This window comes from Paenarthrobacter sp. NPDC089714 (assembly GCF_044748905.1).
In the GTDB taxonomy this organism is placed as follows: domain Bacteria; phylum Actinomycetota; class Actinomycetes; order Actinomycetales; family Micrococcaceae; genus Arthrobacter.
In genome coordinates this window covers 39,755-64,816 of record NZ_JBIVGX010000009.1, presented here as the reverse complement: position 1 = coordinate 64,816, position 25,062 = coordinate 39,755, and the positions used below count along the sequence as shown (strand labels likewise).

Here is a 25,062-nt window from a genome sequence, read left to right as displayed (position 1 = left end):
GTGAAGGCCTTACTGCCAGAGCACTGGCTTCAATGTGCTAATGTCCTTACAAATCTATCAAGCGTGGATTTTTCAAGAACTGTGCGCGACGTCCTGGAATTCCTCCAGCCCCTGGGTTCCGGCTTGGACGGTCACGCCACAGAAAAGGGCTCTTGGTCGAAATTCCGAACAGGAGCAGAGATTGATTTTCAGTGCGGAAACCCAATGGTGGCAGATGTGCGTGGCCCTCGCGGTAGCGCTGCTGCTGTCCACTGCGATTGGTTTCGAACGCCAGAGCAAGAATAAGTCCGCAGGCATGCGAACCCACGCCATGGTGGGCCTCGGTGCTGCCTTGTTCATGGTGGTGAGCAAGTACGGGTTCAGTGACGTGCTGATGGTGGACCTTGTGCGGCTGGACCCCTCAAGGCTCGCTGCACAAGTGGTTTCGGGCATCGGCTTCATTGGGGCCGGCCTGGTGTTTGTGCGGCGCAACCAAGTGCGCGGACTCACCACGGCGGCGTCCATCTGGGTCACGGCGGCCGTGGGAACGTCGGCCGGGGCAGGGCTGGTGTGGCCCGCAGTCTTCGTGACGGCGGCGCACTTTGTCATTGTGTACGCCTACCCCGTGATGTCCCGGAAATTGCGCTTCGGTTTACCAGGCCGGTGGGTACTGCGCGTCACCTACCTTGATGGAGTGGGGGCGCTTCGCGATGTGCTCAGCACCTGCACGGAAGAGGGCTTCCAGGTACAGGGATTTACAACCACCCGCGGTTCCGGCGAAACGAAACGTGTTGTTGAGCGACTTATACAGCGGGATGAAGCAACGATTACCGCCGAATTCATCGAGATTGAACTCGAAATCGAAGGCTCCGCGGCTCCGTCCACCATCGTCAGCAGGCTTTCGCAGCTCGGCTCCGTCACCGAGGTCTCCTTGGTTGACGAGGCCGAATAGTGGAATCCCTTCGCTCTAAGGAGAGACCCATGATTGAAATTCAAGGGCATCGCGGGGTCCTCGCGACGCGGCACGGAAACACCTTGGCCGGATTCGTCGAAGCACTGCGGCTGGGGGTGGGTGCCATCGAGGTGGACATCTGGCTCACGGCCGACGGGCAATTGGCGCTCCGCCATGATGCCGTGGTCGGTTCCCTCGACATCCGGGAGGCCTTGCTGCGGGAGGCCGCGGTGGAGATTCACGCTGCCACGACAACCTCGGTTGACGTGGAGTCCAGGACGCCCACCCTCGAGGAACTGCTGGCCCTCCTGCGTTTTGCCGGGGCTGGGGAAGTGGTCCTGGACATCGAGGTGAAGACTGACAATGCCCCCTGGAACGACTACGGCCAGACGATGGTGGCTGCCCTGGCCAAGGTGTTGAAGGCCCACGAGCACGAACAGGCACTTCGTGTCCGCAGCTTCGATCCGCAGATCATCCGCGCCATGGCCGCGATGCTCCCGGGTATCCCCATGGTGGCTCTGTGTCGGGAGGTCGCCATTGCGTCTCTGGGGCTGTATCCGTTTGAGCCATTCGCCCTGATCGAGGCCGCGCTTGCGACAGGCGCCTCTGCGGTAGCGCCGGAAGTCGGGCTTCTCACTTCCGAACTCGTGGCCAGGGCACACACCGCTGGCCTTGCCGTGTATCCGTGGACGTTGGTCACGGCCCAGCAGATCGTCGAGGCCGTGGGTCTGGGTGTGGAAGGCGTGTGCGTTAACGACGTCTCAATGGCCCGCGAATCCTTGGCCGGGCTGGGGCTGGAATTGCCGGTTTCCCGGCCCATCGCCCTGCCCATGCTTGAGTCCGGGCGCCTTTGGTAGGGGCTCGTTTAGCAGGGATAGGCCTCGCTGGAAGGATCGCTGGAAAGTGGGCGGCCGGTGGAGGGAACCAGCATCGACTGGAGTTGGCCGGCGGGAATCAACGGCGGCCGGAAGCCTGCCTCCGGCCGATGGAGCCGCGATCCGCCTAACCCTCGCACTCCGTGCAGTAGAGCAACCCGCCCTTTTCCCGCGCGATCTGTGACCGGTGGTGGACCAGGAAGCATGAAGAGCAGGTGAATTCGTCCTCTTGCGCCGGGACGACGTTGACGATCAGCTCCTCGGCGATGAATTCGCCGGCAGGACCGTTGGAGTCTGCCTCGTCGCTTTCCTCTACTTCCAGGACTGCGGTCATCGCAGTGGGGGCTTTCGCCGTCTGAAGTGCCTCGAGGGATTGTTCCTGGGCTTCTTTGACCTCTGGACGCAGGTCGTCGTAATCCGTTGCCATGACTGCGCTCCTTTTCAACGTTCGGGCGAGCCGATGTGTCGGCTCGGTGTTCATTGTAAGCATGCTGATGATTTAGGCAAGTCCTGCAGTAGTTTGCGATGCGGCCCTTCGGGTGTCTCTGTCTCGCATCAGGCCGGGCTGAGGTCCCGCGCCGGTGTTCCTTCGCGACCTACTTTGGGCCCGGTTGGTGGGTCTTTCCCGCGTTCTGGGCGCGTTTGGGGGCCAATGTTGGTGGTGGCGGTGCGGGGTGACTGTGGGGGGCGTGAGTGGTGCGGGCTTTTTCGGTGGTGTTGGTTTCCGGTGGTGCCGGCTTCGTTAGTGCTTGGTTGGGGTGTTTGTGCCGGGGCAGCCCCAGGAGTGGGGGTTTTGTTCGCAGGTGTCGGCGACGAGGGCTGTTTCTGTTTTGAAGACGTGGATGGTTTTGGGTGTGGTGGTGAGGGTGAGGGTTCCGTTGATGGGCAGGGGTGGGCCGTTGTTGACGGAGTAGGTTCCGGTGTAGGTGGTGGTGAGGGTTGTGGGGTAGTTGCCGGTGGCCGTGTAGGTGTGGCTGGTGCGGGTTTCTGTGGTGAGCCAGGTGTTGGCGGGGGTGGGGTAGCCGGTGGCTGGTGTGGGGCCGAGGGTGGTGCCGTCGCCGAAGGTGTAGGTGTGGGTGGTGGGGGTGGCGGTGAGGTGGACGTGTTGGCCGAGGATGGTGGTGTCGAATTGCTGTTCGGTGGTGGTGGTGTAGAAGTTGGTGGGTCCGCCTTTGAGGGTGTTGGGGAAGGGTTGGGCTTCGAGGGTTCCTGGGTTGACGGGGAGTTGTTGGAAGTCGGTGAGGATCCGGGCTGCAATATCGGCCAGGACGTTCTGGGGTTCTGCGGCGTAGAGACAGGTGGGACCGCTGACGGGGACCCAATCGGTCCAGCCCGGGTTGGTGATGGACCGTGGTGCTTCCTTCCAGATCACCGGTACCCCTGCTGCACTGCTGGTGCTCGACGGGGGACACGTCAAAGCGAGGCAGCCTGGATCAATGGTGTCAGGACCGTCGGCGCGGCAGTGAGTGTCGGCCATGTACTGGTTAGGATCCTCGGCCCCTTCTTGCGTGTCCGACGACACGCTTGGGCGCAATTGGCCGCTCTCAGGATCGATATGGAAACGAACGCCCAGATCTATACCTCGATCGCCAGCGTTGTTTACCGCCCACACGTCGTCAGCTGCGGCAATTTGGCCTATCGATGTGAGAACTGTCGCCAGAACGATTGAAAGAGTAACCAGCGAGCGTGGACGGCCGATCCCTGGCTTACGCGATGACGCCAAGGTCTACCACCGTCCATCGGTTATCTCCGTATGTAGCAAACAGTGCGAAGGCGTCATTTGATGCTTCGGATCGGGCCCGCCCGGCGCTGCCATCAGGGTTGTGATAGTCGATTGCATCCTGAATTACCTGCACCTTGGACCACTGTCGCGTCGCCCCGTCGATCCATTGGTGCTCCACAGTGGCAACGGTAATCCGCCCACCGGATAACCATCGCCCGTTCCGGTAGCCGTCATCCCCGGATTCCCGAAGTCCCAGACAAAGCCTGCACTCCTGCACAAACAGGGGAAGCCAGCCCGACATGTCACCGGTCTCGTCGACGTAGGAGAGTTGCGCGTACCAATACCGGATAAACGCCTCCAGCCCCTCCTTCGAGTTCTCCTTCGCCAAGGCGGGCATCACCGGCACCGGCACGTTCTGGGCCTTGCCCGTCGCATCCGCTGGCTTGTACACGCCGGACGGCGTGGGCCTACCTGCAGTTGAGGCCCCCGCAGTGCCGGGCGCGGGCGTCCCCGGCGACGAAGAGCCCGGCGCCGAGGAGCCTGAGGTGGGCGGCGCCGTCGTCGTGCTTGTTTCGGAAGGGGTGCCGCCTTGGCAGCCGCCCAAGAGCAGCACTGCGGACACTGCCAAGACGGTAGTTCGGATCCAGAGAGATCCCTGGGCAGGCAGGAATTGGGCAAAGGAATGGTGTGGCATGACAGGCTCCCCAGCGGCTGTTGTGGCGTAGTGCTGGCCAGTCTAGGCAGGCCGCGCTCAGGGACTCATCCCGGAAAAGCGGGTATGTGGATAACCCGGCTCTGGTCAGTGCACGTGGGCTGGCGTAGTCTTGCCTCGCCTGTTCGTCATCGCACACATCCAAACGGGGGACACCATGGTCACGATCAGTAGGTCACGTACGTCGAAATTGCTTGGAATTCTTGTGGGGACTGCGCTGGCCCTCAGTGCCTGCGCGTTCCCGCTGCCCATCCCTACACCCACACCAACCACCAGCGCGTCGGCCCAACCGAGTGCTGCCCCCTCGGTGGGGGTTCCTTCCACCAGCCCAACCACGGGTACCGGCGCCGGCACGGGTTCAGCCAACGGCCCCTACGGTGAATTCACGTCATTGTCCGAAGCCTGTATTTCCGTCAGCGCTGCCATGTTGAGCGTGACGCTCCTTCCGCTGGCGGCCTTGGTTGGCGGCAAGCCGGAGGACATTGAAAAGGCCAAGCAGGAACTATCCCAAATGCAGGACAAAGTGCCCGATGAACTGAAACCGAGTTTCGAAAAGCTGCGGGCTTTTACGGAGTCGGCAGGCACGGATTTCAGCAAGTACGGGGAACCCGAGTTCGAGGAACTGATGAAGCCGATCGAGGACTGGATGGATAAGAACTGCAAGTAGCTGCGCCGCGCACTCCCTTCTCTCACAAAGCGTCGGAGGCAGGCGCTAGGGTGGTATTCAAGAGAAGGGGAGTGCTCCGTGTCAGATCATTTGTCAGATCAGAGCGTGCCAGGTCAGGAGTTGCGGCTGGATCCTGTGCCCGAGGCAGAGGTCCTGGGAACCGGACGCACCATCATCTCCGAGGCCGCCGTCGCCAAAGTGGCGGGCATAGCCGCCCGGGCCGTTCCCGGCGTCTATTCCCTGGGCTCGGGTCCATCGCGTGCCCTCGGCGCCATCCGGGACGCTGTTGGCAGTTCGGACCACGCTGCCGGCGTCCGCGCCGAAGTTGGCGAGACCCAGGTTGCCGTGGACATCAACCTGGTGGCGGTCTACGGACACCCGCTCCACGGCGTCGCCAACCAGGTGCGGGCCGCGGTCTACCGCGCCGTCGAAGAACTGGTGGGCCTGCAGGTCATCGAAGTGAACATCGAGGTCACCGACGTCTACATTGCTCCGCCGCCAAAGCCTGCGGGAGCCAGGACAGGATCGGTGGAGAGGGAGGCACTCCAATGAGCATGACCGTGGTGGGCATCGCCATCGGAGCTTTCGTGGCGTTCATGTCCTTCCAGTTTGGGTTCTGGGGTTTCGTCATTTCCTTGCTCTTCATGGGCATCGGCGCCCTTCTGGGACGCGCGGCGGACGGCAAGCTCGATCTCCGCAGCGTCCTCGACGCCATTACGGGCCGGCGCTCGTCGTCATGAGCGTGGCTGAGGCTGTGGAACCCACCACCAGCCTGGCCGGCCACAACCGGATCAGTACCCAGGCTCTGACATCGTTGGCCCAAGCTGCGGCCGCTGAGGCGCTTGGTGTCGCCCCCGGCGACATCCGCGCAGACTGGTCGGACGACGACGGCCTGCTGGCTTTGTCCATCGTGGCACCTATCAGCGTGCCTTCTTTGAGTGAAGTACTGCGCCAGCCCCAACGGGTCCAAGGATTTGGTGGTTCGATCTGGGACCGTGCTGTCTCTGCCAAAGCGAAGGTGCTGGACAGCGTCACACAGCTCAGCGGCTCCCAGTTGAGCCGTGTGGATATAAGGATCAGCGGCGCGCAGGTCACGGAAGGAGGCCGGGTCCAGTGACCCAGGACCAGGAAACAGGGCTCCTACCACAGGACGTAAACCCGACTGATCCGCGTCAGACCGTGGCTGGCGAAGACCCGGCCATGGGCAGGATCTTGCGCCGGGAAACGCACTCGTCCCGTGCTGGAGCGGCAGGGATTGCGGCGGTCTTGGTGATCCTGCTGTGCGTCTATGCGCTTTTGGAATCCGGCGTGCGTGCGGTGGGACAGCCCCCGTGGCTGATCGATCCCGGGACGGCCGCCGAACGCATCATCGCCCTTCCCGCCGGGATGCAGCCGCTCCTCCTTGGTGCCGCCGGTGCCGTGATCGCCATGGTTGGTTTGTTCTTCTTCCTTCATGCCCTGCTGCCTGGCAGGCGGGCGAGGCATTTGCTCCGGGACCCGCGGATCGCCGTCGTGGTTGACGACGAAGTCCTGGCCTCGGCGTTGGCCCGCCGCGCGCGGGCGGCCGCCAACGTCACTCCTGAACAGGTGATGGTGGTGGTGTCGCAGCGGCTGGTTGTGGTGAATGTCAGGCCGACGTCGGGTAGCCGGGTCAGCGAGGAGGCGGTCCTTTCGGCGGTACGGGCCGAACTCGAAGAAATGTCGCCGGTGCCCATGCCGGATGTCCGGGTGAACCTGGGGACCTCGGGGGTGATCGGCGCATGAACGGAACACCGCGGGCGCTGAACCGGGTGCTGCTTTTCATCATTGGGGCCAAACTTCTGGCCATTGGGTTGCTGCTGGTTCTCTTGGCCACCGTTCCCGCGGTGGCGTCCTGGTGGCACGGCTGGGCGGCCTCCGCCTGGGCCGGAGCCGAAGAGGCCTTCCGCCAAACGCGGTTCCCAGGTCGCGAGGAAAGCTGGCTGTGGATTGTCGCGGGCCTGGTCCTGGTTGTGGTGATTGCGGTCATGGTCGCCTGGCTCTCGCAACAGGGCAAAGGGCGCGCGAACCTTTTGGTGACGGGCGACGACGACAGCCACGTTCCGGGGTCGGTCCGGATTGGCGGGGGCGTAGCGGAGCAGGCGTTGCGTGCGGCTTTGGCGGAACGCACGGACCTTGCCGGCTCGTCCGTGGCTACGTATGAGGTGAAGGGCCAGCCGGGATTACGGATCCGGATTCAGCCCCGGCAAGGCGTGGCTCCCCATATCCTGGCCGCGGAAATCTCCCAAATGGTTGAGGCCTTGGATCTGGTCATCGGAAAAAAGACGCCTGTGTTGGTACATATGGTTTCCGGGGCACGGGCGCGGTTTACCAAGGCAGAGCGGGTCCGCTGAGCCTGGCCCGGCGGACGATTGTTGCGTTGATGGGGTCCGGCGTTGCCAAGCCGCTGTTTTTGCCCATAGTTTGAAAGGGCAGGGGGAAAGGCTCCCTTGGCACGTTGAGGCCGGCCCGGAGTGAACGTCAGCCGTGCGTGGTCCTCGTTCCAACCGTCACAGAGGAGAACACCATGAGTGAAGAAACCACGGGAGCAGCGGCAGCAGGAGACGCTGCGGAAAACGCCAAGGAATTCGGTGGCGAGGCCTTGGAGAATGCCAAGGAATTTGCGGGCGATGCAGTGGAGAATGTGAAGGAATTCGCTGGAGATGCCGCTGAAAATGTGAAGGAATTCGCCACGGATGCTGCAGAAAACGTGAAGGAATTCTTCTCGGGCGATGTCGGGGAAAACGCGAAGGAACTCGCAGGCGATGTGGCTGAAAAGTCAAAGGAAATCGCTGGCGACGTAGCCGAAAACGTCAAGGGACTTGGTTCCAAGATTGCCGGATTGTTCAAGGGCGAAAAGTAAGCCGCACCGTCCGGAATGATGGCGGTCCATGGTCAACGGGAATCCCGGGGGCGATGGGCCGCCGTCGTGCGTTTGCGGGTGGGCTGACCCGTCCCGGTGAGGCCTGTACGTTATCCCGGTGAGGCACGTACGCTAACGGTGTGTCAGTGCGCTGGCGTGCCAGTGCGTTGACGCAGCCTCGCTGCCTCGATGCCTGAGCACCTCCCGCTGCCTCCATGCCACCGCCGCCTACCGACGCTCCCAGTAGGCTGGGACCCACAAACTTCATGAACAGGAGGCCAGGGATGGCCGGAACAACGGTGGCCGGTGCGACTTCGCCCGCATCCCCGGCGCATGCCGCCGTCGTGGCCGAGGTAATGGCGGAACTTGCGGCGCTTGAGGATCCGCGATCACGCGAGGTCAATGAGAAGCACGGCGACGATCACGGCGTCAATCTCAGCAAGCTGCGCGCGGTAGCCAAGCGGTTGAAGACCCAGCAGGAACTTGCGCGGGATCTCTGGGCCACGGACGATACGGCTGCGAAGTTGCTGGCGCTGCTGATTTGCCGGCCAAAGGCCTTCGAGCGCGAAGAGCTGGACGCAATGCTGCGTGCCGCGCGGACGCCGAAGGTGCAGGACTGGCTGGTCAACTACGTGGTGAAGAAGAGTCCCCACGCCGAGGAGTTGCGCCGGGAATGGTTCGACGATCCTGACCCTGTGGTCGCCAGCGCAGGGTGGGCGCTGACTTCCGAATGTGTGGTCAAGTCACCCGGGGACCTAAAGCTTGAGCGTCTCCTGGACATCATTGAGCAGGATATGAAAGTTGCTTCTCCACGCCTGCAGTGGGCCATGAACACCTGCCTGGCCCAGATCGGGATCGAGCACGCGGAACATCGGCCCAGGGCGCTGGATATCGGAGAGCGGCTGGAGGTCCTCAAGGATTATCCGACGCCGCCGAACTGCACCTCCCCCTTCGCGCCCAGCTGGATCAACGAGATGGTGCGCCGGAAGTCACTTTAGTCCCTGGTGCGCTGCATCATGCGGTAGGTCAGTTCGGCGAGGAGTTCCTCATCGCTGAGGTGGGCTGCCTTGGCGATGGGTGCGGCCGGTATGCCGATGTAGGGATTGGCCAGGGGGCGGGCGCCGTCGCTGCTCCGCATATCGTCCGGAGTGATCTGGTCCGGCGCGAACGTGGATTTGCCTTTGAGGACCTCGGACACTGAGCCCGCACGCCAACCCAGGGCGTGTTCAAGCTTGCGCTGGTTGATCTCCTGGGTGCGTCGCGTGCCCGATTCGAGGGTGCGCACGGTCTTGATGGCGGTTCCGGCCTGCTTGGCCAACTGCACTTGACTCAGCCCTTGGGCCAGCCGTTCTTCCTTGATGAGGCGGCCGATGGTCTGGAGTGCTTCGAATTCATCCACGCTTCCCACTGTTCCATAGGCAACCTTGGGCAATCAAATCGAACTTTGTCGTCTCGGACTCGCCTGTACGCCGCCGACGGTGCTATCGCGCGGGCGTGCGCCTACCAAAATCCCCAGCAATCAGGCTGCTTGGTATCGTTGTGATTAACTTCGGTGTAAGCGCTTGCATTGCGTCGGTGTACCTCGCTAGTGTGAGCCTCACCACATCAACCGCATCGCGGAAATTACCTGGTCCACTCACCGAGGAGTTCCCAGCATGAAATCGAAGAAGTACCTTCTTCCGGCAGCGATCGCCGGAGTCCTTGCCATGTCCCTCAGCGCGTGTGGCGGCGGGGGCGGAGGCGGCGGCTCGAGCACCGGCGGTGCGAGCGGCGACGCAGCCAACAACCTCGACGGCCGCGGGCCGATCACGTATGTGCAGGGCAAGGACAACAGCAACGTTGTCCGCCCCCTCATCGATAAGTGGAACGCCGCACACCCGAACGAGAAGGTGACGTTCAAGGAGCAGTCGGACCAGGCTGACCAGCAGCACGACGACCTCGTCCAGAACTTCCAGGCGAAGAACGCCAACTACGACGTCATGAGCGTCGACCTCATCTGGGTTGCTGAATTCGCGGCAAAGGGCTGGCTGCAGCCTCTCAAGGACAAGACTGCCATCTCAACTGACGGCATGCTCGAATCCACCGTCAAGAGCGCCACCTACAACGGAACCCTGTACGCAGCTCCGCAGAGCTCGGACGGCGGTATCCTGTACTACCGCGGCGACCTCGTCACCACCCCGCCCAAGACCTGGGACGAGATGATGAAGATGTGCGATATCGCCAAGCAGAACAACATTGGCTGCTACGCGGGCCAGTTCGCCAAGTACGAGGGCCTGACGGTTAACGCGGCAGAAGCCATCAACTCCGCCGGCGGCAAGATCGTGGACGATTCCGGAAAGGCGGCCGTCAACTCCGCCGAAGCCAAGGCGGGCCTCAACAACCTGGTCCAGGCTTACAAGGACGGAAACATCCCCACCGAGGCCGTGACCTTCCAGGAAGAGCAAGGACGCCAGGCGTTTGAAGCCGGCAAGCTCCTCTTCCTCCGCAACTGGCCGTACGTCTACAACCTGGCCAAGACCGACGGTTCCTCCACGGTGAAGGACACCTTCAAGATGGCTCCCCTTCCGGGCAAGGACGGCCCCGGTGCCTCCTCGCTGGGTGGTCACAACATCGCCATGAGTGTCTACTCCAAGAACAAGGCGACCGTTGCGGACTTCATCAAGTACATCACCAGCGAAGAGACCCAGCGCTTCTACGCCACCCAGGGCTCCCTTGCCCCGGTCCTGACCAAGCTGTACGACGATCAGGAACTGGTCACCAAGCTGCCATACCTGCCGGTCCTTAAGACGTCCATCGAGAACGCTGTTCCGCGTCCCGTGACGCCGTTCTACCCGGCCGTCACCAAGGCCGTCCAGGACAACGCCTATGCAGCGCTCAAGGGTGAGAAGACCGTGGACTCGGCCATCTCCGACATGCAGTCGGCAATTGAGTCGGCCGGAGCCAAGTAGCCACCCCGGCCCTCGTCCGGCCGTCTGCCCTCAAGGGCGGACGGCCGGACTCCGGCAACGGCCTTCTCTCTGACAGGAGTCTTGTCATGTCAACAGAACTACAAAAACCGCAGACGACGTCGGCTGCCGAACACAAGATGCCCGGGCGCGAAAGCGCGGACCGCAAGCAAGTAACACAGGGACGCTGGGCCTCCACGCTCCTGGCTCCATCACTGATCCTCCTGGCGATCGTGATCATCTATCCGGTGGTCAACGCCATCATCATGTCGTTCCAAAAGGATTCCGGCCTGGACCCCGCCACCGGATTCTTCTCCGAGGGTGGTCCCGCCGGCTTTGACAACTACGTTCACTGGCTGGCGCAGCAATGTACCGCGCCAGGAGGCGGAGCGGTCGCGTGTCCTCCGGGCACCCTGGGCGCCCAATTCTGGGACTCCATGGGGACCACGTTCTTCTTTACCGTGGTCACCGTTGCCTTTGAAACGGTGCTCGGCTTCTGGATGGCCATCATCATGGCCCGCGCTTTCCGTGGCCGCAGCCTGATCCGTGCAGCCGTGCTGGTTCCGTGGGCCATCCCGACGGCCGTCACGGCCAAGCTCTGGTTCTTCATCTTCGCTTTCGAAGGCATCGCCAACAAACTGTTCGGCACCCAGATCCTTTGGACCGGTTCTGAATGGCCCGCCAAATGGGCCATCATCATTTCGGATGTTTGGAAGACGACACCCTTCATGGCACTGCTGATCCTGGCAGGCCTGCAACTGATCCCGGACGAGGTCTACGAGGCCGCCAAGGTGGACGGTGCGTCCACGTGGCAGCGCTTCCGCCTGATCACCCTTCCGTTGGTGAGGCCGGCGCTCATGGTCGCCATCCTGTTCCGTGTGCTGGACGCCCTCCGTATGTACGACCTTCCTGCCATCATGACCGGTGGCGCCAACGGCACCACCACCCTGTCCATCCTGGTGGTCCAACAAATCAGGCAAGGATTCAATTCGGCGGCGGCGCTATCCACCATCACCTTCATAGTCATCTTCCTTGTGGCCTTTATCTTTGTGAGATTCCTAGGGGCCAACGCGGTCGATGCCGCGTCATCGTCCGGAAAGGCGAAGTGACATGGCAACAGCCACAGCAACAAGGTCTTCCACAGCTCCCTCTGAACGGCCGAAGCGTCCATTCAACTGGGGTTCGTTCCGTACCTACGTCAGCGCAATCGTCATCCTGATCTGGTGCCTCGCGCCGTTCTACTGGATGATCGTCACGGCCTTCCGTGATGTTGGATTTACCTTCGACACCACGCCGTTCTTCACGCACTTCACCTGGGACAACTTTGCAACCGTCTTCGACGAGAGCCTGGGCAACCACTTCGGCAAGAACCTGCTGAACAGCCTGTTCGTGGGTGCCGTCACCACGATCATCGCCTTGATCGTAGGCGTGTTTGCCGCCTATGCCTTGGCCCGGTTGAACTTCCGGTTCAAGTTCCTGGTGCTCGGCTTCATCCTGGGGGCCTCGATGTTCCCGGGCGTCGCCTTGGTGACCCCGCTCTTCCAGCTGTTCACCAACATCGGCTGGATGGGTACCTACCAGGCGCTGATCATCCCAAACATCTCGTTCGTGCTCCCGTTGACGGTGTACACGTTGACCTCGTTCTTCCGGGAGATGCCGTGGGAGCTTGAAGAAGCTGCCCGCATCGACGGCTGCACGCAAGGCCAGGCCTTCCGCAAGGTGATCCTGCCGCTCGCGGCTCCGGCCACCTTCACCACGGCCATCCTGGCGTTCATCTCCGCATGGAACGAGTTCCTGATCGCGAGCCAGTTGTCCAACGATGACACCAGGACGGTCACAGTGGCCATCGCCTACTTCGCCGGCTCGCAGCCGCAGCAGGAGCCTTACACCGCCATCATGGCAGCGGGCACTGTGGTCACGGTGCCGCTGGTGATCCTGGTGCTGGTCTTCCAGCGTAAGATCGTCGCCGGCCTCACGGCAGGTGCAGTGAAGTGAGCAGCCCTGCAAGCCGGCGCCAGCAAGCTGCGGCGGCCCGGAAAGTCGATCCGCATACCAAGCGCGTGCGCTCCGGCGAGGATTTCGACATCATCATCGGGCTCCTGGGTTTCTGGGCGTTGGTCCTGTTGGCCGTCACGGTGTACATGGAACTTACGGCCCAGCCCGCCTTGGGCTGGGCCCTGGGCCTCCTGGCCACTGTCCTTGCGTTGTGGGGCATGATCCGGCTCCGCCGCAAACTCCCGGAAAGGACGTCCCGGCGACTCAATTGACCCGGCGCCCCACCTGACGCGGCGCCACAATCGAACAGCACCTCAACTTAACAGTGGGTCGACATCAAGCCGTGCAAAATCGGTGAAGGGCACACAGGCGGATAGGCTTAACGACGCCGTCTGGGAGGAGCCCTCGGCCTTCGGCATGCACCTAATGAGGGGGCTTTAGTGGCTAAAACGAACGAACGGTCCCAGCGCGGTGGCCATACGGGCGTCAGCATCGAAGACGTCGCAGCCGCCGCCGGGGTATCCACAGCGACAGTTTCCAGGGCTGTGCGCGGACTGCCACGGGTCTCACCCGCAACCCGCGAAAAGATCCTTGAGGTAGCGGCCTCGCTGGGCTACGTTGCCAGTTCTTCCGCTTCAGGCCTGGCTACCGGGCGGACTCGAACCATAGGCGTGTTGGCTCCCTTCGTGAGCCGCTGGTTCTTCTCCAAGGCCATCGAGGGGGCAGACCGGGAATTGCACTCCCGCAAGTACAACCTTTCCCTGTTCAACCTCGGCGGCCACGGGAGCAACCGTGAGCGGCTGTTCAGTTCCACCATGGTCTACAAGCAGATCGACGCCCTCCTGGTCCTCTGCATGGCGCTGAGCGAGGAAGAACTGGAACACCTCCACAAGATCGACATTCCGCTGGTAGTGGTTGGTGGTCACGTCGAGGACTGCGCCTACATAGGGATTAACGACTACGATGCGGCTTCCACCGCCGTACGGCACCTGCTGGACCTGGGGCATAAGGACATCGCGCTGCTGCACGGCGACGACGAAACGGACTTGAACTTCGATGTTCCCCGGGTCCGTATCCGCGCCTTCCAGGAAGTGATGTCCGACGCCGGACTGGACGTCCGTCCCGAATGGGACGAGTGGGGGGACTTCACCGTGGCCAGCGGACAGCAGGCCTTCAACCGCTTGTGGAGCCAGCCCGGCCGGAAGCCGACGGCGATTTTCTGTTCGTCGGATGAAATGGCCATGGGCGTCATTTTCGAGGCGGCTCGCCACGGGGTGCGGGTACCCGAGGACTTGTCCGTGATCGGCATCGACGACCACGATTTCTCGGCATCCCTGGGCCTGACCACGGTAGGCCAGCGGCCCGACAACCAAGCCGAGTTGGGCACCAGGATGCTGCTTGACGAACTCGACGGCCATGCCGGGGCCGTCCGCTCGCAGACGGCTCCGCACGAGTTGATCGTCCGCGAGACAACTGCCCCGCCCTGCCGGTAGGGAAAGCTAGGAAGCCCGGGCCAGTTGCCGGATGGGGATCCAGCGCGAGGCCAGGCGCCTGTATGCCGCAGCCGCCCCCGTCATGTCGCCTTCGGCCAGGCACTCGATGCCCAGGCGCACATCCATGGGGGATTCGTCCGGATACACCTTGTCCGCCACGGCCCCGTAGTCCAGCTCCACCATGGACTGGACGTGGAACAGTTCCAGCCATTCGGTGAGCTGGGTGAGATCGTCCAGCATGTCCAGGTCCGGTGCGGCAAGGGCCAAGTGGGCCACGGCGAAGCGTGCCCGGTCCAGTGCTTCGGTGAGCGGGGTCCACACCCGGACGGTGACAATGTGTCCGTCAGACTCCACAACGTCCTTGCGGTCCGACTCAGCGAAGAGCGAGAACCAGCTGAAGGGGATGCCCCACGTCGAAGCACGGGTGTGGACGCGCTTGGCGTCGTCCCCGGCGTTGATGCGGTCAATCCGGACCTGGTGCCTGTCGCGCTGCGACACCGGAATCAGCAGGTCCGCGAGCGGGCTGTGCACCCCGTCCATGAGGGCGTTTGCCGCCAAGCCGGCCCGGATCACCAGTTGGCTGGGGCAGTAAAGCAGGCGACCGGCGTCGTCCGCTGGCGTCTCTTCACCGGAGTCATCCGGTGCGGCGTGCCGCCCGTTGGGCACGCGGGTCATGCGCACAAGGTCGGTTCGTCCGGTCGGAAAAGGGTCACCGCCGGTGCGCGTGATGCGTCCGAGCGAGGCCTGCAGTTCCGCATTTTCGACGGCGGCCCGGGAACCGATCCTGCCCCCGTCCGCCACGAGCTGGCGCTGCTGTTCGGCCGGAAACGCCTCGAGCGGCTCGTAGATGCGCAGCGAAGACGAAAAGGGCAGGCCGGCCTGGCCCCTGTACAGGTTTCCACTCATGTCCAGCCGGCCCCTTTCACTCCGAGTCGTTGGGTGGTTAGTCCGCGAGTTCCACAATCACGGGAGCGTGGTCAGAGGCGCCCTTGCCCTTGCGCTCCTCGCGGTCGATCGACGCGCCCGTAACCCGGGCGGCCAGCGGCGCCGAAGCGAGGCAGAAGTCGATGCGCATGCCTTCCTTCTTGGGGAAGCGCAGCTGCGTGTAGTCCCAGTAGGTGTAGACGCCGGGACCCGGGGTGTAGGGGCGGACGACGTCGGTAAAGCCAGCGGTTTCGAACGCGTGGAACGCAGCGCGCTCAGGTTCGCTGACGTGGGTGAAGTTGTTGTCGCGGAAGAGTTGGATATCCCACACATCGTCGTCGAACGGTGCGATGTTCCAGTCGCCCATGAGGGCGATCTGGGCGTTGGGATCTGCCTGGACCCATTCGGCAGCCTGGCCCTGGAGTACTTCCAGCCACTTGATCTTGTACGGCATGTGCTCGTCATCGAGCGAACGGCCGTTGGGCACGTAGAGGCTCCACACACGGATCCCGCCGCACGTTGCCGCGATGGCGCGGGCTTCCTGGGCAGGGTTCTTGCCCGCTTTGCCGAAGGCCGGCTGGTCGATGAAGGTCCGCTCCACGTCTTCCAAGCCCACCCGGGAGGCGATGGCTACGCCGTTCCACTGGTTGACGCCGAAATGGGCCACCTCGTAGCCCATGCGCTCGAAGAGCTCCCACGGGAAGTTGTCGTCCTTGCATTTGGTCTCCTGGATGGCCAGGACATCGCAGTCGCTGCGCTCAAGCCAGGCTTCCACGCGGTCGGCGCGGGCACGGAGGGAGTTCACGTTCCAGGTAGCTATCTTCACAGCCACTAACTTACCGAACTTGGGGCCTCGCGCATCCCCTTCGAAAGGATTGCTACCGGTCTGGACGCTCTGCGACCCGCGTCAGTTGGCGTAGACCAAGGGGCTTCGTGCGCCCCGGCGGAGCCTGATGCCGCACACGATCAGGAGCAGCCCGGCGATCACGGCAAACGCGGCCAGGAAGCCCGCCATGGCAAGGAACCCGAGGCCCGGGTTGACGATCACCAGCAGCCCGAAGACGGCCGTCACCACACCGGTGAGCAGCCAGACAGGCCAGCCGCTCATGGTGCTTCGGGCCGCGAAGGCCAGGATGATTTCGGAGACGCCCAGGATCAGCGCCCACAATCCGATCAACACTGCAAGGGCAGCCGCCGTCATACCGGGCCAGGCGACGGCCACAAGGCCCGCGGCGATGGAAATGAAGCCGCCGATCAGGGACCACCGGGAATGGCGGGAGGGATCGTAGAAATAGTGGGCAACATTGGTGAGGCCGTCGACGATCGCGAAGACGCCGAACACGAACACCAAGGCGAAAACGGTGGACACGGGAAGGGCTGCGATGGCGAAGCCGAACAGCACAGCCAGGATCCCGCGGAACAGGAGTGCCGTTCCGGAGTGCTTGAACATCTTGCGTCCTGAGGCGTCGGACATAGCGCCAGTTTATGGGAAACGGATCCGCTACAACAGGGAACTCGGTGATACAGATCCGTGCTGTTCACGTTCCTGCTTCGCAGGGTTCGTCCAAATGTCGCTCTGTGCCGGTCTTGGACGGTCGCGGACCTGCCCCGGCCCGGGTTCACCGGGGACAAGGCCTATTCGTCACGAGCGATCCGTGCCCTCTACGAGGATGCGGCTGCCGGATCGCGACCGCCGCTAAGTTTAGCGTTGGCTGCGGACGGGGCGTGCGCCCCTCGGCCCCCCAAGTGCCCACTGCAGGTGCCACGCGATTCTACGGCCCGCCCAGCCTTTGTTGAGTGCCAGGACTGGGAGAAGTGCAGAGAGGAACGTGAGGGCATCCAAGTCTTTCAAAGCGGTGCCTTTGTTATGTAGTTCCCAGGTGACTTGCTGGAGCGCCTCGACAGCGGGCTCCCGAGTTACCTCTACTTTGTAACTGCTAACGAGTGACCCAATGAGAACGAAGGGCGCCAGCACCGGCAGGACTAGCAGCGAAAGCACAGAGCCCACAAACTTGCTGACTACTCCGCCGTGGTAATAGAAGCTCTCCGTGAGCGGGTCAACTTTTCGCTGGTCTGGCATGAACCCACGGGCAACGGCGATCGCGGCCGGAATGGCCGCGATCCAGATGAAATGAAAAAGTGGCCAGTACTGTTGCTGTGCCTCGATGGCCGCTACCAATGCCAGCAGGGCGACCACCCTGAGACCAGTGTTCTGGAAACGGCGGAGAGAGCATGTCTGGCTTGCGACAGCCAGAAGGATGAATCCTATTGCCAGCCAGCTGCGACTTGGAGAGGAAAGCCATACGGGAATGTCAGAGAACCACGTGGGGACGGCGACGGAGAGCGATTCAAGCCCGGTCCGAGTCCACTCAAGGGGCAGTTGCTTAGGCATGTATCCGTTGCTCTCCGCGAGGCCGCCCCACGACCACAGGGAAAGCCAAGCGATGACGACCCATTCAACGAACCTGTCCCAGCTGAGGCCGAAGAGTTCCTTGACTTCCTCTCGAATCGATTTGCTCTTCTCTGCTGCGTTCTCGGTGTTCATTGCCGCACTCCTCGAATATGGTGTCGATGGGCCTGGGGCGGGCCTGAACATACGTTTGCAGGGCGCACTGACATTCTTTCGGCCTATCAGCACATTTCGGGGCAGTTGGCGCGGACATGCTATCGAAGCGGGCTCATCGGAGCGTTCGAGTTACAGAGAGCCCCACGACAGCGGCCGCTGCAACGGAGAATCTCTTTTCTCAGCGCATTCCTTCCCGCCGGATCGCTGTGGCGATGGCGGCGGCGCGGGTTTCCACGCCGAGCTTGGCGTAGATGTGGGCAAGATGCGTTTTGACGGTCGCTTCGGAGATGAACAGCCGTTTGCCCAGGTCGCGGTTGCTGAGGCCCTGGGTGAGGAGGCTGAGCAATTCCGCTTCGCGCGGCGTAAGGACCTCGTCCGGATTGCGGAGTTGCTGGAACAGCCTGGAGGCCACGGGTGCACTCATGACGCTCTTGCCCTGCACGGCCCCGCGGACGGCGGCGAAGATCTCCTCCGGTGCCGCGTCCTTGAGCAGGTAGCCCATGGCGCCCGCATCCACGGCCCGGACAATGTCCGCGTCGGAGTCATAGGTGGTGAACACAATGATCGCCTGCCGCGGATTGCGCTGCCGCACCTGCTTGATGGCCTCGATCCCGTCCATGCCGGGCCCCATGGCCAGGTCCATCAGGATCACGGCCGGGGAATGCGCTTCGGCGGCCTGCAATGCTTCCTCGCCGGAGGCGGCTTCGGCGACGACGGCGATGTCCGCCTGGGTGCCAAGCAGCGCCTTCAGTCCGCTCCGGACCACGGTGTGGTCATCCACAAGGAGCACGGAGATGGTGGTCACGGGGTCTCCTCCGGAGAGCGTAGGGGCAACTGGGCCGCGATGATGGTGCCTTCGCCGGGTGTGCTTTCCACGGACAATTGTCCGCCCAACTGTTCCACCCGCTGCCGCATGGCCCGCAGCCCGTACCCTCCGGCTTCCGACGGGGCAGGCACCGCTCCGGGATCAAAGCCGCGGCCGTCGTCGTACATGTCCAAAGTGACCGCCCCGGGGAGGTAGCCCAGCGTCAAGCTCGCGTGCCGGGCCTCGGCATGCAATCCGATGTTGGCCGCGGCGCTCTGGGTGACGCGGAGCAGGGTGTGCCGAAGTTCCGGCGGGACGTCCCGGGGGTCACCGGTGACGTGAACGCTGATGGCGGGCACGTACTGCCTGGCCGCGTGCTCCAGGGCCTCTTCCAGCGGACCGGATTCGAGGCCCGGAGCCGAAAGTTCGTGGACCAGGCTGCGGGTATCTGCCAGGTTCCGGCGGAGGAGTCCGGTGGCCTTGAGCAGGTCATCCTGGGCTGACGGTTCCGGCCAGGAGCGCTGGGTGGCCTCCAGCAGGAGCAGGCTGCTGGCCAGGCCCTGCGTCACGGTGTCGTGGATCTCGCGGGAAACGCGCTCGCGCTCGGCCGCAATTCCGGCAGCGCGCTCACTCGCGGCGAGTTGGTCCTGGGCCGTGGAAACGTCCGCCAGCAACTTCCGTTGCACAGCGGCGTCGCGCTCGATCTTGTCGTAGATCAAGGTCAGCAGAACGCCCGCGGCCAGCGGACCCAGCACCATGGCGACATCGGTCCAGTCGCTCAGGCGGAACAGCCCGACGGCGGTGGCGGCAGCCGTTGCGCCGCCGGCAACATACGCGGGCCAGCCGCGGAAAACGCTGCGGCAGAGGAAGAAGATGGCGAACGAGCACCACGCGAAGCTGGGCGCCACGATGACCAGCGCTGCCCAGGCTGCGAGCAGGGCGACCATCCACGGAAGCCACGGGCCGCGGTTCCGCCGGGCCAGGACGGCTGTTGCAGCGTAGAGGGCGCACACGGCCGCGGCCAGCGCGACGGCCCAGAGGTTGTCCGCGGGTGCGTGGCGCATGACGTACCTGACGCCCGAGGCGACCATGAGCACCGCAAAGCCGAGGTGGACCACCACGTCGATGCGGCCATCCAGGTGGCCATGCGACGGCGTCTTGGGGGCAGGTGTCATGGGTGGTTCCCGTTCGGTTGAGGGCGCTCTTTCCATGCTAGGTCCCGCACGGTTGCAGGTCTCTCCACCTTTTGGCTGATACCGCCGACGGAAAGGATGAGCCCGGGACCGGCGGCTGGCCGATGTGGGCGCGGGGTGTCGACCGGAAGCATGGAGATGTACCCAAGAACGTGCCAAGGAGAACCCATGAAGAAGTCCAACAAGATGATTGCCGCCGCCGCTGCCGGAGCACTGCTGCTCACTGGTGGGATCACGGCTGTGGCCAACGCTGTTGCCCCCGAAGCCGCGCCGGTCGTCGCTGCCGCCAAGGCTCCCGCAGAGGTCACACCCGCCGCAGAGAACGTGGTTGCCCAGAACCGCATTACCGTTGGTGCCTCCAGCAAGGCCGTCAATGCTGCGCTCGCCAAGTGCCAGGCGGACAAGCTTCCGTTCGTGACCGTTGCCTTGGTGGACCGCTTCGGCACCGTCCAGGCACTCCTCCGCGGTGACAACGCCGCCGAACACACCATCGAGGCCGCCAAGCAGAAGGCCTACACTGCGGCCGCCTTCGGCGCACCCACCAGTGAACTGGCCAAGCGCATCAACGGCAACGGCCCGTCCATCGCCGACCTCCCCGGCACCCTCTTCCTGGCAGGCGGCGTGCCCGTCAAGGTCAACGGCGTCTCCGTGGCAGGCATCGGCGTCGGCGGTGCTCCCGATGGTGCCCTCGACGAAGCCTGCGCAACCGCGGGTGCCGAGGCGCTTGCCGCAGCGGCGAAGTAGCCTTTGGAGATGAAGTCCCCCTCCGGAGCTTTTGAACGGATGCTGCGCTCCTGGTCGCGCCCTGGGAGTGTTTCGTTTACAAAAGCTCCGGTGGTGGGGTCGGGGCTGCTGCTGATCGCCGGACTTGTGGCCGGCTGCGCCCCGGGGTCTCCTGCGGGCCCTGCTGGTTCACCGACGGCCGGTCCGTCAAGCACGACGGCGGTTCCCTTGCCTTCCAGCCCGGCCAGCACTCAAGCAGCCCCCAGCTCAGCTGCGTCGACCGCGGGTCGTGGACCCGCGGCGTCGTCTGTGCCGCCCAAACTGTCACCGGAGGAACAGATGGAAACCGATCGACTCCTGATCCTGGCCGCAAAAGCCAACGATCCTTTGCGGGTCAAAGAACTGATCGCGGCCGGGGGAAACGTTAACGCCAAGGATGAGATCCAGGACTCCGCGTTCCTGTACGCCGGAGCCGAGGGGTTCAACGAGGTCCTGCAGCTGACGTTGCAAGCCGGGGCCGATGCCCGCAGCATCAACCGGTACGGCGGTACTGCCCTGATCCCCGCGAGCGAGCACGGACACACGGAAACTGTGCGGATCCTGATCGCGGCCGGAGTGCCGGTGGACCACGTCAACAACCTGGGCTGGACTGCCATGCAGGAAGCGATCCTGCTCAACAATGGCGGGCCCAAGCAGCAGGACGTGGTCCGGCAACTCCTTGCGGCAGGGGCCAACCCGGATATCCGCGATCCCCAAGGCCGGACTGCCCTGCAGAACGCGGAGCGGCTCGGCTTTGCTGAGATCGCGGCGCTGATCCGGAACCGCTGACCCCGCCGGACCCAAGTAGGGGACAGCACTTGCTCCACTGAGTGCTCAGTGGAACGTTTGCTGTCCCCCAGTTGGGTGCTAGAGGGATTCGAGGATGCTCACGTAGTTCGCGATCCCCACGCCGCCCATGTTCTGGACCGCGCCGCGGCGGGCGTTGGGGAGTTGCATGTCGCCGGCGGTGCCGGTCAGTTGCATGGCAGCGATCACGTGCTGCGAAACGCCCGTGGCGCCGACGGGGTGGCCCTTGGCCTTCAACCCGCCGGAGACGTTGACTGGCAGCTTCCCGTCCTTGTAGACCCAGCCTTCCTTAATAGCCCGGGAGCCCTCACCGCGCGGGGTCAGGCCCATGGCCTCGTACATGATGAGTTCGGCGATGGTGAAGCAGTCGTGCACCTCGGCGAAGTCCAGATCGTTGACGCCAACTCCCGCCATCCCGAACGCCCGCTCCCATGAGGCGCGCGTGGCGGCGAACTCGGTGGGGTCGCGCTTCTCCGCGGGGAAGAAGTCGTTCGCGTGACCAAATCCGGCCAGGCGCACAGCTGCGGTTGCGCCGTTGGTTTCCTGGGTGGAAAGTACGACGGCGGCAGCACCGTCCGAGACCGGCGAACAGTCAGTGCGTCGCAAGGGCTCGGCGACCATGGGGTTCTTGTCCGAAATGGTCCGGCAGAACTCTTCGCCGAAGTCACGGTGCATCTGGGCATAGGGGTTGTCCATGCCGTTGCGGTGGTTCTTGGCGGCAATGGAGCCGAGGACGTCACCCAGGCCGGCTTCGAAACCAGGGCCTGCGATGCTGCCGCCGTAGCGCTTGTCGTAGTGCTTGGCTACCTCTGCGAAGAGACCCGTGAAGCCTGTGGTCGAGGGTTTCCCGGCCATCTCGTAGGAAGCTCCAAGGAGGGCTGCCCCCACAACGTCCGCACCGGCGTCGGTCATTTTCTCGGCACCGATCACCAGGACATTCCGCGCCGTTCCGGCAAGGACGGCCTTGACGCCCTGCTGGAAGGCTGCCGAACCGGAGGCGCAGGCGTTCTCCGTACGCGTGGCCGGAATGTTGCCGAGGTCAGCCGAGAGCTGCAATGCCAGCGAAGACGTGAAGCCCAGGGGCTGCATGCCGGAGTTGAACTGGCCCAGGTAGATTTCGTCAATGTCCTTCGGCTCGAGGCCGGAGTTCCGGATCGCTTCACCGGCAACCTGGACAATCAAGGTTTCCAAAGTTTCGTCGGCGAGCTTGCCGAACTTGCTGTGACCCCAGCCCGTGAGCAGAATGTCTTTGCCGAACTGGTCCTTGAGGCTCATGCGTTGGCTCCTTCGAGGGTCTCTTCGACAGATGTGTGCGTCAGCGCGACCGTGAACTCCGCGTCGGTCTTGTCGCGCAGCTCTTCGACCGTGACGCTCGGGGCGAGCCGGGTCAGCAGCAGGCGAGTGCCGCCGTCGTGCGCTTCACCGGTTTCCGGGTCGGGCGCGATGTCGAACACGGCCAGGTCCGTGATGATCCGGTCCACGCACTTGAGCCCGGTGAGGGGGAGCGTGCACTCGGTGACGATCTTGGCGGAACCGTCCTTGGCGTTGTGCTCGGTCAGGACCACCACGCGCGGAGTGCCGGCAACCAAATCCATGGCACCGCCCATGCCCTTGACCATTTTGCCGGGGATGGTCCAGTTGGCGAGGTCGCCGCTGCCGGATACCTGCATGGCACCGAGGATGGCGACCTTCACGTGGCCGCCGCGGATCATTCCGAACGAGGTGGCGGAGTCGAAGATGCTGCCGCCGGGATTGATGGTGACGGTCTGCTTGCCTGCGTTGATGAGGTCGGCGTCTTCCTCGCCTTCGTACGGGAACGGGCCCATGCCGAGGAGGCCGTTCTCGCTCTGCAGGACCACCCGCACGCCGTCGGGCAGGTTGTTGGCAACCAGCGTGGGGATGCCGATGCCCAGGTTGACGTAGTCGCCGTCGTTGAGTTCTTCGGCCGCGATGGCGGCCATCTGGTCACGTGTCCATGCCATGGTGTGTGCTCCTTTGCTTAGGCCGGGACGGGTTCGGGGCGCTGCCGGACCGTGCGTTGTTCGATGTCCTTGACCCGGTTGCTTGCCTGCACCAGACGCTGGACGTAGACGCCCGGGGTGACAATATGGTTCGGATCCAGCTCGCCGAGTGGCACGATCACCTCCGCCTCCGCGATGGTCACCTTGCCGGCAGTGGCGACGACGGGGTTGAAGTTCCGTGCGGTGTAGCGGTACACGAGGTTGCCGTCCGTGTCCGCCGTGTGCGCGTGGACCAAGGCGATATCCGCGGTGATGGCGCGCTCGCGGACGTACGTGACGCCGTCGAACTCTTCATGCGGCTTGCCCTCGGCCACCAAGGTCCCCACCCCCGTCCGCGTGTAGAACGCGGGAATGCCCGCGCCTCCGGCACGGAGCCGCTCGGCCAGGGTGCCCTGCGGGGTGAACTCGACCTCGAGCTTGCCCGCAAGATACTGCTCGGCGAACAGCTTGTTCTCGCCGACGTAGGAAGCAATGACCTTCCGGACCTGCCCGGCCTCGATCAGGACGCCCAGGCCCTTGCCATCGATGCCCATGTTGTTGGACACGATGATGAGGTCCTTGGCGCCCGACTCGCGGACGGCGTCGATCAGGTCGGCCGGGATGCCGCTGAGGCCAAAGCCCCCGACCGCGATCGTCTGGCCGTCTGCCAGAAGGTCCTGTAGCGCTTGGCCCGCGTTGGGATGCAGCTTCGACATGGGGCGGCTCCTCATTGAGTATCCACTTTGTGGACTTGGGGTTCTTGGGTACTGAGCCTAGGAGTGGTCACTCCGTTGGGCAAGGCCAGCCGGGCTTCCCGACTCATGCTGTGGACGATAGAGTGACAGGTGTCCATATTGTGGATGAATCTTTGGGAGTAACTATGGCTGACCAGAAAACAGGGCGCGCCAAAGCGGTGGCGTCCTCGGGAGCGGCGGCGCCCCCAAAGGCGGTGCCGTCGTCGAACCCGGTCCAGGGCGCCCAAGTGGTGGGCCGTGTCGCGGCGCTGCTTCGTTTGGTGGGGCGCAAGCCCGCCGGGATGTCCCTCGCTGGGGTTGTGCGGGAGTCCGGACTGACGCGGCCCACGGCCTATCGACTGCTCACGTCCTTGGCGGCGGAGGGCTTGGTGGAACACGAGGAAGCCACGGGAAAGTGGGTTCTGGGGCCGGAGGTCTTCCTGCTGGGTTCCGTTGCCGCGGCCCGTTTCCCCATGGAGGACCTAGCCCGGCCTTCCCTGCGCCGCTTGGCCGCCGAAACCGGGGAGAGCGCGTTCTTTTCCATCCGCCGCGGCAATGAAACAGTCTGCGTTTTGCGTGAAGAAGGGTCGTTCCCGGTCCGGTCCTTTGTGCTGCATGAGGGCGTTCGTTTCCCGTTGGGTGTGGCTTCGGCCGGAACTGCGATCATGGCTTTCATGGATCCCGGCGAGCAGGAAAGTCTGTTGGCGGACTGGGCCGCGCACGCCGGGGAATTCGCCGTCGGGCATCCCGCGGACGTGGTCCGGGACAACCTCGAACGGACCCGGTTGGCCGGTTATTCAGTGAATCCCGGGCTGGTCCTTGAAGGAAGTTGGGGGATGGGCGCCGCTGTCTTCGACCGGCAGGGGCAACCGGCGTGGGCGTTGTCCTTGACGGGGATCGAGCCGCGTTTCCGTGGGGAACGGCAGGAGTTCCTGGGCAAGTTGCTCATGGCCGAAGCACACCGGATGACCGCACGTTTGCAGGGATCCTGACCCAACTGAGTCGCATTTGTGCGCGTTTTGACGGCTCAAAACGCGCACAAATGCGAT

The 25,062-nt window shown here is 63.7% G+C and carries 31 protein-coding genes; 18 read left to right on the top strand and 13 right to left on the bottom strand.

Annotated elements, in window-relative coordinates:
• Nucleotides 1–181 precede the first annotated feature (181 nt).
• Nucleotides 182–931 (top strand): MgtC/SapB family protein, encoded by a 750-nt coding sequence (locus ACIPY3_RS15680; RefSeq protein WP_400335523.1) that lies wholly within the window; start codon nucleotides 182–184, stop codon nucleotides 929–931.
• A gap of 29 nt (nucleotides 932–960) precedes the next feature.
• Nucleotides 961–1,788, top strand: a complete 828-nt coding sequence (locus ACIPY3_RS15675; protein ID WP_400335521.1) for a glycerophosphodiester phosphodiesterase — start codon at nucleotides 961–963, stop codon at nucleotides 1,786–1,788.
• 145 nt (nucleotides 1,789–1,933) lie between these two features.
• On the opposite strand, the gene ACIPY3_RS15670 is transcribed toward ACIPY3_RS15675, so the two are convergent.
• The 3 genes from ACIPY3_RS15670 to ACIPY3_RS15660 all read right to left on the bottom strand — a co-directional run bounded on the left by ACIPY3_RS15670 (nucleotide 1,934) and on the right by ACIPY3_RS15660 (nucleotide 4,151).
• Nucleotides 1,934–2,233 (bottom strand): DUF4193 domain-containing protein, encoded by a 300-nt coding sequence (locus ACIPY3_RS15670; RefSeq protein WP_400335519.1) that lies wholly within the window; start codon nucleotides 2,231–2,233, stop codon nucleotides 1,934–1,936.
• A 315-nt stretch (nucleotides 2,234–2,548) separates the two neighbouring features.
• Nucleotides 2,549–3,283, bottom strand: a complete 735-nt coding sequence (locus ACIPY3_RS15665; RefSeq protein WP_400335516.1) for a hypothetical protein — start codon at nucleotides 3,281–3,283, stop codon at nucleotides 2,549–2,551.
• Nucleotides 3,284–3,512: 229 nt separating this feature from the next.
• A complete protein-coding gene (locus ACIPY3_RS15660) occupies nucleotides 3,513–4,151 on the bottom strand; it encodes a DUF6318 family protein (protein ID WP_400335513.1) in 639 nt (212 codons plus the stop codon).
• A 295-nt stretch (nucleotides 4,152–4,446) separates the two neighbouring features.
• Between ACIPY3_RS15660 and ACIPY3_RS15655 the strand changes: the two genes are divergently transcribed.
• The 8 genes from ACIPY3_RS15655 (at nucleotide 4,447) to ACIPY3_RS15620 (ending at nucleotide 8,787) form a co-directional block, all read left to right on the top strand.
• Nucleotides 4,447–4,908 (top strand): hypothetical protein, encoded by a 462-nt coding sequence (locus ACIPY3_RS15655; protein ID WP_400335510.1) that lies wholly within the window; start codon nucleotides 4,447–4,449, stop codon nucleotides 4,906–4,908.
• 105 nt (nucleotides 4,909–5,013) lie between these two features.
• Nucleotides 5,014–5,460 carry an Asp23/Gls24 family envelope stress response protein gene (locus tag ACIPY3_RS15650; protein ID WP_400335507.1) on the top strand — a complete coding sequence of 149 codons (447 nt, stop codon included), beginning with the start codon at nucleotides 5,014–5,016 and terminating at the stop codon, nucleotides 5,458–5,460.
• On the top strand, nucleotides 5,457–5,648 hold the full coding sequence (locus tag ACIPY3_RS15645; RefSeq protein WP_021471114.1) for a DUF2273 domain-containing protein: 192 nt from the start codon (nucleotides 5,457–5,459) through the stop codon (nucleotides 5,646–5,648). The genes ACIPY3_RS15650 and ACIPY3_RS15645 overlap by 4 nt, the downstream gene beginning before the upstream one ends.
• Nucleotides 5,645–6,025: a hypothetical protein gene (locus tag ACIPY3_RS15640; protein WP_400335504.1), complete on the top strand. Its 381-nt coding sequence runs from the start codon at nucleotides 5,645–5,647 to the stop codon at nucleotides 6,023–6,025. The genes ACIPY3_RS15645 and ACIPY3_RS15640 overlap by 4 nt, the downstream gene beginning before the upstream one ends.
• Nucleotides 6,022–6,672 carry a DUF6286 domain-containing protein gene (locus ACIPY3_RS15635; protein WP_400335502.1) on the top strand — a complete coding sequence of 217 codons (651 nt, stop codon included), beginning with the start codon at nucleotides 6,022–6,024 and terminating at the stop codon, nucleotides 6,670–6,672. The genes ACIPY3_RS15640 and ACIPY3_RS15635 overlap by 4 nt, the downstream gene beginning before the upstream one ends.
• On the top strand, nucleotides 6,669–7,280 hold the full coding sequence (locus ACIPY3_RS15630; RefSeq protein ID WP_400335500.1) for a hypothetical protein: 612 nt from the start codon (nucleotides 6,669–6,671) through the stop codon (nucleotides 7,278–7,280). The genes ACIPY3_RS15635 and ACIPY3_RS15630 overlap by 4 nt, the downstream gene beginning before the upstream one ends.
• Nucleotides 7,281–7,453: 173 nt before the next feature.
• Nucleotides 7,454–7,789 (top strand): hypothetical protein, encoded by a 336-nt coding sequence (locus tag ACIPY3_RS15625; RefSeq protein ID WP_400335498.1) that lies wholly within the window; start codon nucleotides 7,454–7,456, stop codon nucleotides 7,787–7,789.
• A gap of 284 nt (nucleotides 7,790–8,073) precedes the next feature.
• Nucleotides 8,074–8,787 carry a DNA alkylation repair protein gene (locus ACIPY3_RS15620; RefSeq protein ID WP_400335496.1) on the top strand — a complete coding sequence of 238 codons (714 nt, stop codon included), beginning with the start codon at nucleotides 8,074–8,076 and terminating at the stop codon, nucleotides 8,785–8,787.
• Here ACIPY3_RS15620 and ACIPY3_RS15615 read toward each other — a convergent pair.
• The gene (locus ACIPY3_RS15615) at nucleotides 8,784–9,188 is read right to left on the bottom strand and encodes a multiprotein-bridging factor 1 family protein (protein ID WP_400335494.1); all 405 of its coding nucleotides are present in this window, start codon (nucleotides 9,186–9,188) and stop codon (nucleotides 8,784–8,786) included. The two genes, ACIPY3_RS15620 and ACIPY3_RS15615, sit on opposite strands and share 4 nt — an antisense overlap.
• 256 nt (nucleotides 9,189–9,444) lie before the next feature.
• Between ACIPY3_RS15615 and ACIPY3_RS15610 the strand changes: the two genes are divergently transcribed.
• The 5 genes from ACIPY3_RS15610 to ACIPY3_RS15590 all read left to right on the top strand — a co-directional run bounded on the left by ACIPY3_RS15610 (nucleotide 9,445) and on the right by ACIPY3_RS15590 (nucleotide 14,222).
• Nucleotides 9,445–10,737, top strand: coding sequence for an ABC transporter substrate-binding protein (locus ACIPY3_RS15610; RefSeq protein ID WP_397326220.1), 1,293 nt, complete (start codon nucleotides 9,445–9,447; stop codon nucleotides 10,735–10,737).
• A gap of 86 nt (nucleotides 10,738–10,823) precedes the next feature.
• Nucleotides 10,824–11,843 (top strand): carbohydrate ABC transporter permease, encoded by a 1,020-nt coding sequence (locus tag ACIPY3_RS15605; RefSeq protein WP_397326219.1) that lies wholly within the window; start codon nucleotides 10,824–10,826, stop codon nucleotides 11,841–11,843.
• A 1-nt stretch (nucleotide 11,844) separates the two neighbouring features.
• The gene (locus tag ACIPY3_RS15600; RefSeq protein ID WP_400335492.1) at nucleotides 11,845–12,729 is read left to right on the top strand and encodes a carbohydrate ABC transporter permease; all 885 of its coding nucleotides are present in this window, start codon (nucleotides 11,845–11,847) and stop codon (nucleotides 12,727–12,729) included.
• Nucleotides 12,726–13,001, top strand: a complete 276-nt coding sequence (locus ACIPY3_RS15595; RefSeq protein WP_400335490.1) for a hypothetical protein — start codon at nucleotides 12,726–12,728, stop codon at nucleotides 12,999–13,001. The genes ACIPY3_RS15600 and ACIPY3_RS15595 overlap by 4 nt, the downstream gene beginning before the upstream one ends.
• A gap of 168 nt (nucleotides 13,002–13,169) precedes the next feature.
• The gene (locus tag ACIPY3_RS15590) at nucleotides 13,170–14,222 is read left to right on the top strand and encodes a LacI family DNA-binding transcriptional regulator (RefSeq protein WP_400335488.1); all 1,053 of its coding nucleotides are present in this window, start codon (nucleotides 13,170–13,172) and stop codon (nucleotides 14,220–14,222) included.
• A gap of 6 nt (nucleotides 14,223–14,228) precedes the next feature.
• Here ACIPY3_RS15590 and ACIPY3_RS15585 read toward each other — a convergent pair whose 3' ends face one another.
• From ACIPY3_RS15585 to ACIPY3_RS15560, 6 genes are all read right to left on the bottom strand, one after another.
• Nucleotides 14,229–15,128, bottom strand: a complete 900-nt coding sequence (locus tag ACIPY3_RS15585; protein WP_400335486.1) for a hypothetical protein — start codon at nucleotides 15,126–15,128, stop codon at nucleotides 14,229–14,231.
• Between the two features lie 37 nt (nucleotides 15,129–15,165).
• Nucleotides 15,166–15,972 carry an exodeoxyribonuclease III gene (locus ACIPY3_RS15580; RefSeq protein WP_400335484.1) on the bottom strand — a complete coding sequence of 269 codons (807 nt, stop codon included), beginning with the start codon at nucleotides 15,970–15,972 and terminating at the stop codon, nucleotides 15,166–15,168.
• 81 nt (nucleotides 15,973–16,053) lie between these two features.
• Complete coding sequence (locus ACIPY3_RS15575) at nucleotides 16,054–16,620, bottom strand: HdeD family acid-resistance protein (protein ID WP_400335482.1); 567 nt, start codon at nucleotides 16,618–16,620, stop codon at nucleotides 16,054–16,056.
• A gap of 228 nt (nucleotides 16,621–16,848) precedes the next feature.
• Entirely contained in the window at nucleotides 16,849–17,691 is an 843-nt protein-coding gene (locus ACIPY3_RS15570; RefSeq protein WP_400335480.1) for a hypothetical protein, read from the bottom strand.
• 199 nt (nucleotides 17,692–17,890) lie between these two features.
• Nucleotides 17,891–18,517 (bottom strand): response regulator, encoded by a 627-nt coding sequence (locus ACIPY3_RS15565; RefSeq protein WP_400335477.1) that lies wholly within the window; start codon nucleotides 18,515–18,517, stop codon nucleotides 17,891–17,893.
• The gene (locus ACIPY3_RS15560) at nucleotides 18,514–19,692 is read right to left on the bottom strand and encodes a sensor histidine kinase (RefSeq protein WP_400335474.1); all 1,179 of its coding nucleotides are present in this window, start codon (nucleotides 19,690–19,692) and stop codon (nucleotides 18,514–18,516) included. The genes ACIPY3_RS15565 and ACIPY3_RS15560 overlap by 4 nt, the downstream gene beginning before the upstream one ends.
• A gap of 186 nt (nucleotides 19,693–19,878) precedes the next feature.
• Here ACIPY3_RS15560 and ACIPY3_RS15555 point away from each other — a divergent pair, with 186 nt between their 5' ends.
• A complete protein-coding gene (locus ACIPY3_RS15555) occupies nucleotides 19,879–20,454 on the top strand; it encodes a heme-binding protein (RefSeq protein ID WP_400335471.1) in 576 nt (191 codons plus the stop codon).
• Between the two features lie 39 nt (nucleotides 20,455–20,493).
• The gene (locus tag ACIPY3_RS15550) at nucleotides 20,494–21,261 is read left to right on the top strand and encodes an ankyrin repeat domain-containing protein (RefSeq protein ID WP_400335741.1); all 768 of its coding nucleotides are present in this window, start codon (nucleotides 20,494–20,496) and stop codon (nucleotides 21,259–21,261) included.
• Between the two features lie 78 nt (nucleotides 21,262–21,339).
• Here ACIPY3_RS15550 and ACIPY3_RS15545 read toward each other — a convergent pair whose 3' ends face one another.
• Genes ACIPY3_RS15545 through ACIPY3_RS15535 form a run of 3 tightly spaced genes read right to left on the bottom strand, consistent with a single transcriptional unit; the run spans nucleotide 21,340 to nucleotide 23,995 of the window.
• On the bottom strand, nucleotides 21,340–22,554 hold the full coding sequence (locus ACIPY3_RS15545) for an acetyl-CoA acetyltransferase (protein WP_400335469.1): 1,215 nt from the start codon (nucleotides 22,552–22,554) through the stop codon (nucleotides 21,340–21,342).
• Nucleotides 22,551–23,261 (bottom strand): CoA transferase subunit B, encoded by a 711-nt coding sequence (locus ACIPY3_RS15540; protein ID WP_400335468.1) that lies wholly within the window; start codon nucleotides 23,259–23,261, stop codon nucleotides 22,551–22,553. Before ACIPY3_RS15540 ends, ACIPY3_RS15545 begins: the two co-directional genes overlap by 4 nt.
• A 17-nt stretch (nucleotides 23,262–23,278) precedes the next feature.
• Entirely contained in the window at nucleotides 23,279–23,995 is a 717-nt protein-coding gene (locus tag ACIPY3_RS15535; RefSeq protein WP_400335466.1) for a CoA transferase subunit A, read from the bottom strand.
• A gap of 266 nt (nucleotides 23,996–24,261) precedes the next feature.
• Between ACIPY3_RS15535 and ACIPY3_RS15530 the strand changes: the two genes are divergently transcribed.
• On the top strand, nucleotides 24,262–25,005 hold the full coding sequence (locus ACIPY3_RS15530) for an IclR family transcriptional regulator (RefSeq protein ID WP_400335738.1): 744 nt from the start codon (nucleotides 24,262–24,264) through the stop codon (nucleotides 25,003–25,005).
• Nucleotides 25,006–25,062 lie beyond the last annotated feature (57 nt).